We start from the raw sequence: 11,698 nt of genomic DNA, 5'->3' as shown, positions 1-11,698 counted from the left end.
GCACCGCCGGCACCGCCGCCGGCCCCCGACATGGGCGCATCGGTCGGTGCCGACTACCAGAACCGCAAGGGCTTGCGCTATCCGCCGCAGGCGATGCGCCGGGGCGAGCAGGGCACCGTGACCCTGCGCATCTACGTCGACGCCGAGGGCAATCCGGAGCGCGTCGAGATGCAGCGTTCCAGCGGTTCGCGTCTGCTCGACCAGGAAGCCATGCGTGCGGTGCGCGGCTGGAAGTTCCGTCCGGCCATGCAGAGCGGCCGTCCGGCGCCCGGCTGGGTCATCGTACCCATCGATTTCAGATTGCAGTAACCACCTCCAGCAACGACCAACGAAGGTAGCGCTCCCATGCAAGACCAGACCCCCTCGCTCCCGGCGGCCAGCATGCCGGTCGATTCGGATGCCGCCGCCCTGACCCAGCTGGGTTTCGGGCACATGATCCACCACCTCGACGTGGTCGGCTGGATCGTGCTGATCACCCTGGTGGTGATGTCGCTGGCGTCCTGGTTCTACATCATCGCCAACTCGTTCCGTAACAGCGCGGTGCGCTCGCGGGCCGACAAGGTGATCCGCAACTTCTGGGGCAGCAACTCGACCCAGGAGGCGATCCAGTACATGGAGTCGCAGCCCAGGAACGAGCCGTTCTCCAAGATCGCGCTGGAATGCGCCGAGGCCGCCGCGCACCACTCCAAGCATGAGGGCGGCCGCATGGTCGAGATCCTCAACCGTTCGGAGTTCATCGACCGCGCCCTGCGCCAGGCCGTGACCCGCGAGAGCAGCCGTCTCGAGACCGGTCTGACGATGCTGGCCTCGGCCGGTTCCTCGGCGCCTTTCATCGGCCTGCTGGGTACCGTTTGGGGCATCTACCGCGCCCTGATCGCGATCGGCGCCAGCGGCAAGGCCGACATCGGCTCGATCGCCGGCCCGGTCGGCGAGGCGCTGATCATGACCGCGATCGGCCTGTTCGTCGCGATCCCGGCCCTGCTCGCCTACAACTTCTTCGTGCGTTCCAACCGCATGGTGCTGGCCAAGTTCGACGAGTTCGCGCACGACCTGCACGACTACTTCGCGACCGGCGCCCGCGTCGGCAACGCCAAGTAATCCAGGAGTCCTGACCCATGGGCATGAGCGTAGGTGGCGGGGAGAGTGGCGCGGGCGCTGCGCCGATGGCGTCCATCAACGTCACCCCGCTGGTGGACGTCATGCTGGTGCTGCTGATCATCTTCATGATCACCACGCCGCTGATGCAGGCCGCGGTCGAGGTGGAACTGCCGGTGGCGACGCTGGAGGCGCCAGAGCAGGTCCGCCAGGACATCGACCTCGCGGTCGAGTCCGACGGCCGGGTCTGGTGGGACAACCGGATCGTCACCATGGCGCAGCTCGAGACCGAGCTGCGCCGGGCGGCCCGCACCACGCCGCAGCCCGAGGTGAAGATCCGCGCCGACCAGAGTCTGCGCTACCAGACCGTCCGAGAAGTCCTGGAAACCGTGAAGAACGCCGGCATCGTGCGCGTCGGCTTCGTCACCAGCCCGGACCGCTGATCGAACCGTCCGGGCGGCTGGCCGCCCGGGCGCCTGAGGAGAACGCCCGATGGGCATGAGTACGAGCAGTGGCGCCACCGGTGGCGCCCCGATGGCGGAAATCAACGTCACGCCGCTGATCGACGTGATGCTGGTGCTGTTGATCATCTTCATGATCAACGCGCCGGCGCTGACCTACAAAGTGCAGATCGACCTGCCGCAGCCGACCCTGGAGTCCAAGCCGCCGGAAGAGGCCGACAAGATCGCCCTGCGCATCAACGACGATGGCAGCATCCTGTGGAACGACATGCCGATGGGCAGCACCAACATGCTGCGCGACTACATGCGGCAGGCGTCCCGCCAGGATCCGCAGCCGCAGGTGATGATCAGCGTCGGCGACCGTGCCCGCTATCAGGTGCTGGCGTCGGTGATGACCCAGGCCAAGAACGCTGACCTGCGCAAGATCGGTTTCGACAACACCCAGCGCTGACCCGCCCCCGCGGCGCGCAGTGCCCTTCCGGGCCGCGACGGCAACGTCGCGGCCCGTTTCGTTTCCGCCCGCTGAACGACCACCCGTCCGACCGGCCCCCGGGGCTGTCCGGCCAGCGCCTGCAGGCGTAGCCTGCAGGCATTGCCCCGGCCCTGGCCGGGGCGGGTGGCCGGCGGCGGCGGGTCGCCCATTGCGTTGCGAACGGGAGGGTGGCAGGCCAACCCAAGGAGCGACGATGAGCATGCCCAACGCGGGATCCCGAGGAGAATCGGCGCTGGCGGAGATCAATGTCACGCCGTTGATCGATGTGATGCTGGTGCTGCTGGTGGTGTTCATGATCGGCCTGCCGGCGGCCACCAGCACCCTCCGGCTCGACCTGCCACAGCCACGACCGGTGCCGGAGGTGCTCGCGCCCCCACCGCCGGTCGTTCTGGGTATCGACGACCTCGGCCGTCTCAGCTGGGACGGCGTGGTCATGGAGTTCGCCCAGGTCGACTGGCAGCTGCGCCAGGCCGGTCGGGCGCCGCAGGAGATCACGCTGGTCGTCGAGCCGACGAGCCGCGCGCCCTACCGGGAGCTGACGCGGGTCCTGGCGCTCGCCCGCAACGCCGGTATCGAACGGATCGGCTTCCGACACTGACATCGGGCAGTCCGGCGGGTCCGCCCCGATCGCGAGCGGCCAGGGCCGGACCGGGCCTGCGCGCCCGGGCCGGTTCGAGCCGCCCAGCCGCAGGAACGAGCGGCTGGCGCGCTGCGCCTTGGCGCGAACGGCACGAAGTCCTGTCCGGGTGCGGCCCGAACCGCTGCAGCCGGTTGCATCAGGACATCAGGGGGCGGATGCCGAGGAGATGCGCGCTGGCAGGCCCAGGCGCCGGGCGCCGGCGATGCACTCGAGATAGCTGCGGACGGTTGCGTCCAGCCCCGCGTAAAGGGCGTCGGCGAACAGCGCGTGGCCGATCGACACTTCGGAGATCTCGGGAACCGCGGTCAACAGAATCCCCAGGTTGCCCTGATCCAGATCGTGGCCGGCATTGATGCCCAGGCCCGCAACCAGTGCGGCGTCGGCTGTGCGCCGGCAGTCCGCCAGGGCCGTTCCGGCATCGCCGTCGGCGACCGCCTGCGCGAACGGGCCGGTGTAGATCTCGACGCGGTCGACGCCGATCGCGGCGGCCTCGGAGAAGGACTCGCAACCGGCATCGACGAACAGGCTGACCCGGGTGCCGAGCGCCTTCAGGCGCGAGACCACGGGGGACAGGGCCGCGATCTGCGCCGGCAAGCGGAAGCCGTGATCGGAGGTGAGCTGGCCATCGCCATCAGGCACCAGGGTGCACTGCGTGGGTCGCACTGCCTCGACCAGGGTCAGCAGGCCGGGATAGCCGGTGCGGGCGGCCGCGAACGGGTTGCCCTCGATATTGAACTCGATGCCCGCGCTTTCCGTGGCCAGCCGGTGCGCCAGCCGATGCACGTCGTCGGCGGTTATGTGGCGGGCGTCCGGTCGCGGGTGCACGGTGATTCCCTGGCAACCGGCGGCGACGCACACCGCCGCTGCCGCCACCGGGTCCGGCAGCCGGCCGCCGCGGGCATTGCGCATCACGGCGACCTTGTTGACGTTGACGCTGAGCGCGGTCATCGGGCGAGTCTAGCCTGGATATCCCCTGCGGCCGCCACTGCCGCCAGCGATCCTCGACCCGGTTGCGATCCGCCTCCGACGAGCGGCTCGGCGGTGCATGGACCACAGCTTGCGCTGTCCGGCGGGCCGCTGCGTGCATCCCATCCCGATCTCGGCAAGGTCGGCGCGACCACGCCAAAAAGAAGCGGGCCAGTCCGGCTGTTGCTCGCGCGGATGCCGAGAATCGCGCAGGCGTCCACGGCGCCCTCAAGGCCGAAGGCGCCGGGCGCGTGTCCCTCGCGGCGACCGGCCACGCAGCGCGGGTCGCCGGGGACGAGGGAGGGCCAGGTCCGCGCGCAAACGCCGGATCCCAGCCGAATCGAAACACCAGGGGCGAACCCCCGGCTGCGCCGATCGTCCTCGGGCAGATTTCGGCGAGGTCGCGGCACACCGGCCTTGCCGCCGCAGAGGTGCCGCGAACGCCCCCCTGCCCCGCGCGGACCGCCGACCCGTTGCCCGTGTCGGCTTGCCCGTTGGCAGGCCTCAGCGGCGGTGCTCAGCGGCAGGGCTCGTTGCGCTGGCGCCAGACCACCGGCTGCCAATAGCCCCCTTCGAGGATGCGTTCGCGGCGTTCAGGCAACAATCGGGCGGCAAGCAGGTAGGTGATGCCGGCCTGGACCTCGAGTTCCAGCACGGCCTGGCGTTGTCCGCCCCGCGACCGCTGCCGGTTGGCGATCGCGCTGAACTCGCGGCTGTCGATGTCCTCGGCCAGCGTCAACCGGTAGCGCCCGGGCGCCACACGGAAGGTGTCCTGGCTGGAGGGTCCGGGCAGGCCGCCTTCCACCGCCAGCAGCCGTGCCGGATGCAGCTGGCGGGAGCGCGACGGCACCGGGAAAGTGCTGAGCCGGGCGCAGACCGAGTCCGGATCGCCGGCGGCGGTCGTCTCGCCCATCAGCTCGACCCGCACGGCAGGCAGCTCAAGAACCTGCATGGTGCCGGCGAGCTGCTGGCGACGACCGTCCCGGAGCAGATCGAAGCGCACCGGCGCGCCGTCGTCCATGCCGGCCAGCAGGTCGCGCATGCGTTCGCCGGCGCCGGCGCCACGCAGTTCGGTGCCATTGGCGGCCAGCAGCACGTCGCCGCTGCGCAAGCCGATGCGCTCGGCGCTGCCGCCGGGCAGGGTGCCGAGCACCCGCAGGCCATCGGCCTCCTCGCGGTCGACCAGGGCGCCGAAGTTGGCGACCTTCTCTGCGGGACGTTCGATCACCCGCGCCGTCGTGCCCGGATCGAGCAGGCCGTCCTGGCTCAACCGCAGCAGGGCAAGGCGGAAAGCGTCCTCGACCGGATCCCCGCCGTGCTGGGCGAAGGCGCTGCCTGCCAGGCAGACGGCGAGCGCTGCAGCGGCGAGGCGGCGGAACGGACGAGGGCGGATTCGGATCACGGGTTCACTCCACGGCGTTGGCGGTAAGGTAGGAATCGGCGTCACATCGCGATGGCGGTGCGGCCGTCGCGCCGGCTGGCCAGCAGCTCGGACAGGACCCGGCCGCGGGCCTGCCAGAGCGTATCCGCAGCAGTGACGTCCGGATCGCGGGCCAGCGCCTCGTCCAGGCGGCGCAGCTCGTCCACCAGGTGTCGGGCGCGGGCGTCGCGCTGCAGCCAGTCGAAGTCGGCCTCGGTGCGCCAGGCGGCCTCCAGTGCCGCGACCTGCCGCCAGGCAGCCGCGGTATCGGATCCGCCAGTCAACGGTGCCAGCAGTCCCACACCGAGCAGCAACGGAACGGCCAGCAGCGCCACCGCACGCAGGCGGCGCCTGCGGGCATGACGGGCCAGCAGGCGCGCCCGCAAGGCCGGGGGCGGCGGACATTCGCGCTGCAGGGCCGCTCGCTGCGGTTCAGTCGGCGTCGGCAAGGCCATCGGTCACCTCGTAGTCGGGCAGGCTGGCACGCAGCCTGCGCAGCGCTCGCGCCAGCAGCGACTTGGACCAGCTGGACGAATGGCCGAACGCGGCAGCGAGCTCCTCGTGGGTCCAGCCCTCCACCGCATGCAACAGGAGCAGCAGCCGCGCCGAGGGCGACAGTCGGCGCAGCAGGCGGTCGGCATCGATGCGTGCGGCATTGCCGCCGCCACTGCTCGCCAGCTCGCTTCGGGCCTGGTCGAGGGAGACCAGGCGGCGGCGTTCGCGCAGGCGGTCGATGGTGAGGTTCGCGGCGAGCCTGCGCAGCCATGCGCCGAACGGCGCGTCGCCCCGGTAGCGGCGGCTGGCCCGGGGCAGCTTAAGGAACAGGTCCTGGACCAGGTCCTCGGCAGCCTCCGGCTGGCCCAGCACGCGCAATGCGAGGGTATGCACACCGCCCGCCCAACGGTCGTAGACGGCGGCCAGCGCCTGCGGACTGCCCCGGCGCAGCGCATCCAGCAGGTCGGTGGCAATGTCATCGCGAAAACCGGCGCTCATGGCGGGCGGGACTCCATGACACTCAGGACGGCCAGGGACGGCGCAGCGTCGCAATCCTGGCCCAGATAGTGATAACAGCAATCGCTTCCGGCGTGCATGAATCCGGCCCGACCCGGCGACATCGCCCCGATCCCGGCGCGGCGCATGGCTGCCGCCTGTCCGGGCGGCGCCCGCGCCCTTGCGGGCCGTGTCGCCCTGGGCTAGCCTCCCGGGTCCATGTCCGACCACCGGTGGGTGGCGCGTGGCCGGGGCGCAGGACGCCGCCCCGGCTGGAGTCCGGAGCGCAGCGTGCGACCGGTCGATCGCGCCGCGCCCGGAGGCCGGACCTCGCCGCTGGAGTATCCGATGAAGCAAGTGCTGGCCGCCGTGATGGCTTCCCTCGCGTTGTCCGCCCAGGTCCGCGCCGCCAGCCTGGACTGCGCTGCGCTGGCCAACTCGGCGGCGGTCGAGCCGCCCGGTTATGCTGCGCAGTGCCTTGGACAGGCGCCTTCCTGGGCGCCGCCACTGCTGCTTTCGGCCATGTCGAGCGGCGATCAGGGCGCACCGGATACCGCCTACGTGGCCCAGATCCGGCCGTCCGACGACCACGCGCCGCAAGGCCTGTACCGTTTCACCCTGCCCGACTTCCCCTCCTACACACGGGTGGGAACGGCCGCGGACACCCCCAACATGTGGGGCCTGGACTTCAACCCGGCGGCGACCCGCCTGTACGGAATGCAGTTCATCCTCGGCGGGGGCGGCACCCGCATAGGCACCTTCAACCTGCAGACCGGCGCGTTCCGGCCCACCGCCCTGGCGCTGGGACTCAACTTTCGCGACCAGCTCACCGGCCTGACCATCGACCCGCGCCGCGGCACCGCCTACTTCTCAACCAACGACACGCTGACGAACAACCCGCAGCTCAGCGAAGCCAGGCTGTATACAGCAGATCTCTCGAGCGGCTTCGTCACCCTGGTGGGACGCATGCTCCCGGAAGAGCTGAACCCGGTGATCATCGACCTGGCGATGAACTGCAGCGGCGAACTCTACGCCCACAACATCACCGACGACTCGATCTACCGGATCAACCCGGCGACGGCAGCCGCGACCCGCGTGGGCAGCCACGGGCTGGCCGCCAACTTCGCCCAGGGCATGGATTTCGACAACAGCGACAACCAGCTTTATGCCTGGGTGTACACGGGCAATGGCCGCAACACCTTCGGCACCCTCGACACCGCCACCGGCGCCTTGACGCCGATCGTCTCCGACAACCCGCTGGGCCAGTGGGAGGGCGCGATCGCCAACCAGTGCCCGGGAACGGAGATCGATGTCGATGCCCTGACCGGCGGCTGGTTCGCCCCCTACACGACCGGCCAGGGCTTCACCGCCCGCTGGTTCCCGCAGGAGAAGGTCCTGTTCATGCCCTGGTTCACCTACTCGATCGAGGGTGGCCAGGAGCGGGACAAGCTGCGCTGGTTCGCCCTGTTCGCCGACGTCGATCCGGATGCCGGGCCGGTCGAGAGCATCGAGTTCAGCATCCTGCAGGTGCTCGGCGGCAATTTCGATGCGCCGCCGACGGTCGCCGGAAACGTGGTCGGCCAGGCCACCTTGCGCATGTATTCCTGCTACGAGGGCATCCTCGAGTACCAGTTCGACCCCGACGTCAATGATGGCGCCCAGGGCGCGGTGACCATGAGCCGCCTGCTCGACCTCACCAGCCCCTGCACCGAGTTCGATGGTGCCGAGCTGCCGGCCAGCGAGCGCTTCGATCCGACCTACAGCGGCAGCTGGTTCGATCCCGAGACCGCCGGCCAGGGTCTGGAGCTGTTCCGCTTCCGGGGCGGCGGCACGGGTGGCAGCGACCTTGGAAACTTCTACGGCGCCTGGTTCACGTTCGCGCCGGAGCCGGACGAGCCGGTCGCGCCCGATGCTTCGCGGCAGCGCTGGTTCACCCTGCAGGGTGTGTTCAGCGTGACCGACACCTCATTCAAGTCCAACATCGTGCTCAACGTCGGCGGCAGCTTTGACAACGAGCCGGCCCTCCCGGGCGCCCGCCAGGGCGAGGTCGTCCTGGAATCTCTCGCCTGCGACCGCCTGAAGATGACCTACACCTTCGAGGACAACGAGGACATCGGCGAATTCCGGGATCTCGAGGGCGAGATCATCCTGCACCGCCTGGGGGCCTGCCCGCCCGCGCCGGACAACTGACCGGCGCCCGGCCGTTCCTGGCGCGCTCGTCCCGCGCCAGCCCGCCCTTCGCGCGCCCGGAACGACGTGATCACCGGAAGGCAGCGGCCTGACCCCGAGACTTCGTGAGGTATGCCTGGCGAGGCCGTCGAGATCGCGTCGTGGTGCGGGCAGCGGACCGTTGGGCAGTGAAGGCGTAGCCGACCTGCATCGCACTGGCCGTCCGGAGCAGTCCGCGCCACGCCGCGAGGATCGGCAGCCGCAATGGTGGCCCCAGGAAAAAGCCGGGCTTGCGTCCGATCCGGCCGGCGACGGACCGCTGACGCCGCACCGTCGATGGCGGTCGCATCCCCCGAGTCCAGCCGCAGGAGCCAGCGCATGCGCAAACCACGGATCCGCCGACACCTTCTGACCGGGCTGCTGGTGTTCTTCCCGATCTGGCTCACCTGGATCGTCCTCAAGTTCGTGGTGGGGACGCTGTCGACCGTCACCGCACCCGTGGTCCGGCCGCTTTTCGCCAGTCTGCACGGCCATGTCCCCTGGCTCGGCTACGAGTGGCTGCAGACCCTGGTCAGCGTGGCGCTGACCCTGCTGCTCCTGTTCCTGCTCGGTTACCTGGCCAGCCAGGTCATCGGCAGGCAGGCGATCGATGTGTTCGACCGCCTGGTCGCGCGCATCCCGCTGGTGCAGAGCGTCTATGGGGGCGCCAAGAAGCTGCTCAACGTCCTGCAGACCAAGCCCGGCAATGCCCAGCGGGTCGTGCTGATCGACTTTCCCAACAAGGGCATGCAGGCGATCGGCCTGGTCACCCGCGTGCTTCGCGACCCGGGCAGCGGCAGGGAACTGGCGGCCGTCTATGTGCCGACCACGCCGAATCCGACCTCGGGCTACCTGGAACTGGTTCCCATCGAGAACCTGACCGCCACCGACATGAGTCTGGATGAGGCGATGAGCTTCATCATCTCCGGCGGCGCGATCGTGCCGGAGCGGTTCGATCCGGCGCAGCCGGAGCCGCCGGCGAGCCGCTGAGCCGGCCCGGCGACCGCCGCCGGGCTCCCTTCGCAGCCGTTCTCCGGAGGCCCCGCGACATGGGGGATCGTCACCGGCAGCGGGCCCTTGCGACCAGGGGTCGGTTGGGGCACTGGTGGGGAATGTACGGCGGGTCGATCGACGACGGCACGCCGTCGTCGACAGTGGCTGGCCGCTCGACGAAGAGCAATCGGGAACGAAGTCGATCTGCCGGGAGCCCGTCCGGACCTGCGCCGGACGGGCGACTTGAAAAACGACCAGGAAGGTCGTTTTTCAACAAGCTGCTAGGCGCGCCGGATAAGGCCGATCAACAGCAGCAGGACGATCGCGCCGATCATCGCGTAGATGATCGCGCCGACGATGCCGGTCAGTCCCAGGCCCAGCCCGGGCAACAGCCAGCCGGCCAGGAACGCACCGACGATGCCGATGACGATATTGCCGACAAGACCGAAGCCGTAACCGCGGACGATCTGCCCGGCCAGCCAGCCGGCGACGCCGCCGACCACCAGCCAGATGATGAGTGCTTCCACGCTCATGCCTGTCTCCCTCTCCTTTGGGCGGATCCGGGACCGGGCGGCGCGCCCGGTCCGCCGCACCGGTGCGGTGCGACGCATGCAGCTTGGTCCGGATGGAACCGGCTGTCATGCCGCGCTGCGGCGAGGCCGCTGCGGGCATCCGGGAAGTCCTGGGGTCCGGGAACTTCAGGAAACGTGCCGAAACGGCGCCGGGGCCGACGGCGGTCCCGGCGGACCTGGGACAGGGACCGGCAGGGGACCGGTAGTCGCTCCGGCTTCAGCGCGCGGAAGGCGCACCACCCACCGCATGCCGACCCCCCCGGTGCCGTCGCCTCCTGGAAACGGCTCGCTCAACCGGCAAGGTGGTAGGCGGCGACCCGCTCGACCTCGTTGCGCGAGCCCAGGATCACCGGGATCCGCTGGTGCAGGCCGGTCGGTTGCACGTCGAGGATGCGTTCCAGGCCGGTGCTGGCGGCGCCGCCGGCCTGCTCGACGATCATCGCCATCGGGTTGGCCTCGTACATCAGGCGCAGCCGGCCCGGCTTGGCGGGGTCCTTGTTGTCGCGCGGATACATGAAGATGCCGCCGCGGCTGAGGATGCGGTGCACGTCGGCGACCATCGAGGCCACCCAGCGCATATTGAAGTCGGCGCCGCGCGGGCCGTCGCGGCCGGCCAGCAGCTCGCCGATGTAGCGCTGCACCGGCGGCTGCCACCAGCGCTGGTTGGAGGCGTTGATCGCGAACTCGCGGGTGTCCTCGGGGATGCGCAGGTTGTCGGCGGTGAGCATGAAGCTGCCGCGCTCGCGGTCCAGGGTGAACACCGCCACGCCGTCGCCGACGGTCAGCACCAGCAGGGTGCTGGGCCCGTAGACGGCGTAGCCGGCAGCGACCTGCCGGCTGCCCGGCTGCAGGAAGGCCGACTCGTCGGGCTCGGTGACGCCGTCCGGGCAGCGCAGCACCGAGAAGATGGTGCCCACCGAAATGTTGACGTCGATGTTGGAAGAGCCGTCCAGCGGGTCGAACAACAGCAGGTACTCACCCTTGGGATAGCGGTGCGGGATCGGGTGGGGATGCTCCATCTCCTCCGAGGCCAGCGCCGCCAGGTGGCCGCCCCACTCGTTGGCGTCGAGCAGGATCTCGTTGGCGATCACGTCCAGCTTCTTCTGCACCTCGCCCTGGACGTTCTCCTCGTCCGCGCTGCCGAGCACGTTGCCCAGCGCGCCCTTGCCGATCGCCACCGAGATCTCCTTGCAGGCGCGTGCGACCACCTCGATCAGAAGGCGCAGATCGGCCTTGATGCGGCCGTCGGCGTGCTGCTTCTCGATCAGGTAGCGGGTGAGCGACACAGGGGGCATGGGGCGGGCTCCGACCGGGGGCCGCCATTGTGCCGGAGCCGTCGGGGCGCTGCAGCCCGCGGTCCGGCGCCGTCGCGTCAGCCGGCCGGCTGCGACCGGGCCACAACCGCCATGGTCAGCCGCGAGACGCAGACCAGCCGTCCGGCCTCGTCCTCGATGCGGATCGACCAGACCTGGGTGCTGCGCCCGAGGTGCTCGGGGCGGGCGCTGCCTGTGACGATGCCCTCGCGCAGGGCGCGCACGTGGTTGGCGTTGATCTCCAGGCCCACGGCATGTTCGCGGTCGGGGTCGTCCAGGCACAGCCAGGCGGCCAGGCTGCCGAGCGTCTCGGCCAGCGCCACAGAGGCGCCCCCGTGCAGCAGGCCGAAAGGCTGCCGGGTGCGGGCGTCGACCGGCATGGTGCCGCTCAGGGCGTCGTCGTCCAGGGCGGTGAGGCGGATGCCCAGTGCCTCGCCCAGGGTGCCGGGGGTCAGGGCGTTGAGCTGGTCCAGCGACGGACGGCGTTTCCAGGGCGACATTGCGGACTCCGTTGGCGTCCGGCATTGCAGCCGATCGGGGCCACGCC

The 11,698-nt window shown here is 70.2% G+C and carries 14 protein-coding genes; 7 read left to right on the top strand and 7 right to left on the bottom strand.

Translation table 11 applies throughout. The features are described from left to right. The 5 genes from KF823_16530 to KF823_16510 form a co-directional block, all read left to right on the top strand. Positions 1 to 309: energy transducer TonB (locus tag KF823_16530; protein ID MBX3727508.1), on the top strand; the 309-nt coding region annotated here is incomplete at its 5' end. 72 nt (positions 310 to 381) lie between these two features. Continuing rightward, entirely contained in the window at positions 382 to 1,098 is a 717-nt protein-coding gene (locus tag KF823_16525) for a MotA/TolQ/ExbB proton channel family protein (protein ID MBX3727507.1), read from the top strand. A 65-nt stretch (positions 1,099 to 1,163) separates the two neighbouring features. After that, on the top strand, positions 1,164 to 1,538 hold the full coding sequence (locus KF823_16520; protein ID MBX3727506.1) for a biopolymer transporter ExbD: 375 nt from the start codon (positions 1,164 to 1,166) through the stop codon (positions 1,536 to 1,538). Between the two features lie 91 nt (positions 1,539 to 1,629). Further along, positions 1,630 to 2,007: a biopolymer transporter ExbD gene (locus KF823_16515; GenBank protein MBX3727505.1), complete on the top strand. Its 378-nt coding sequence runs from the start codon at positions 1,630 to 1,632 to the stop codon at positions 2,005 to 2,007. A 235-nt stretch (positions 2,008 to 2,242) separates the two neighbouring features. After that, positions 2,243 to 2,647 (top strand): biopolymer transporter ExbD, encoded by a 405-nt coding sequence (locus KF823_16510; protein MBX3727504.1) that lies wholly within the window; start codon positions 2,243 to 2,245, stop codon positions 2,645 to 2,647. Between the two features lie 186 nt (positions 2,648 to 2,833). On the opposite strand, the gene KF823_16505 is transcribed toward KF823_16510, so the two are convergent. The 4 genes from KF823_16505 to KF823_16490 all read right to left on the bottom strand — a co-directional run bounded on the left by KF823_16505 (position 2,834) and on the right by KF823_16490 (position 6,068). After that, positions 2,834 to 3,637 (bottom strand): pyridoxine 5'-phosphate synthase, encoded by an 804-nt coding sequence (locus KF823_16505; GenBank protein MBX3727503.1) that lies wholly within the window; start codon positions 3,635 to 3,637, stop codon positions 2,834 to 2,836. Positions 3,638 to 4,172: 535 nt separating this feature from the next. Further along, a complete protein-coding gene (locus tag KF823_16500; protein MBX3727502.1) occupies positions 4,173 to 5,057 on the bottom strand; it encodes a PDZ domain-containing protein in 885 nt (294 codons plus the stop codon). Between the two features lie 41 nt (positions 5,058 to 5,098). After that, positions 5,099 to 5,524, bottom strand: coding sequence for a hypothetical protein (locus tag KF823_16495; GenBank protein MBX3727501.1), 426 nt, complete (start codon positions 5,522 to 5,524; stop codon positions 5,099 to 5,101). Next, positions 5,508 to 6,068: a sigma-70 family RNA polymerase sigma factor gene (locus KF823_16490; protein MBX3727500.1), complete on the bottom strand. Its 561-nt coding sequence runs from the start codon at positions 6,066 to 6,068 to the stop codon at positions 5,508 to 5,510. The genes KF823_16495 and KF823_16490 overlap by 17 nt, the downstream gene beginning before the upstream one ends. 345 nt (positions 6,069 to 6,413) lie before the next feature. On the opposite strand from KF823_16490, the gene KF823_16485 reads away from it, so the two are divergent. Both KF823_16485 and KF823_16480 read left to right on the top strand, forming a co-directional pair. Beyond that, entirely contained in the window at positions 6,414 to 8,255 is a 1,842-nt protein-coding gene (locus tag KF823_16485) for a hypothetical protein (GenBank protein ID MBX3727499.1), read from the top strand. Positions 8,256 to 8,612: 357 nt separating this feature from the next. Beyond that, on the top strand, positions 8,613 to 9,263 hold the full coding sequence (locus tag KF823_16480; protein MBX3727498.1) for a DUF502 domain-containing protein: 651 nt from the start codon (positions 8,613 to 8,615) through the stop codon (positions 9,261 to 9,263). Between the two features lie 284 nt (positions 9,264 to 9,547). Here KF823_16480 and KF823_16475 read toward each other — a convergent pair whose 3' ends face one another. The 3 genes from KF823_16475 to KF823_16465 all read right to left on the bottom strand — a co-directional run bounded on the left by KF823_16475 (position 9,548) and on the right by KF823_16465 (position 11,651). Then, entirely contained in the window at positions 9,548 to 9,799 is a 252-nt protein-coding gene (locus KF823_16475; GenBank protein MBX3727497.1) for a GlsB/YeaQ/YmgE family stress response membrane protein, read from the bottom strand. A gap of 329 nt (positions 9,800 to 10,128) precedes the next feature. Beyond that, the gene (locus KF823_16470) at positions 10,129 to 11,133 is read right to left on the bottom strand and encodes a class 1 fructose-bisphosphatase (GenBank protein ID MBX3727496.1); all 1,005 of its coding nucleotides are present in this window, start codon (positions 11,131 to 11,133) and stop codon (positions 10,129 to 10,131) included. A 77-nt stretch (positions 11,134 to 11,210) separates the two neighbouring features. Then, complete coding sequence (locus tag KF823_16465) at positions 11,211 to 11,651, bottom strand: hotdog fold thioesterase (GenBank protein ID MBX3727495.1); 441 nt, start codon at positions 11,649 to 11,651, stop codon at positions 11,211 to 11,213. Between the last annotated feature and the right edge of the window lie 47 nt (positions 11,652 to 11,698).

It is taken from the genome of Lysobacterales bacterium, from assembly GCA_019634735.1.
Lineage (GTDB): Bacteria > Pseudomonadota > Gammaproteobacteria > Xanthomonadales > UBA2363 > Pseudofulvimonas.
The sequence above is the reverse complement of the archived record's forward strand: the minus strand, read 5'-3'. Positions and strand labels throughout refer to the sequence as shown.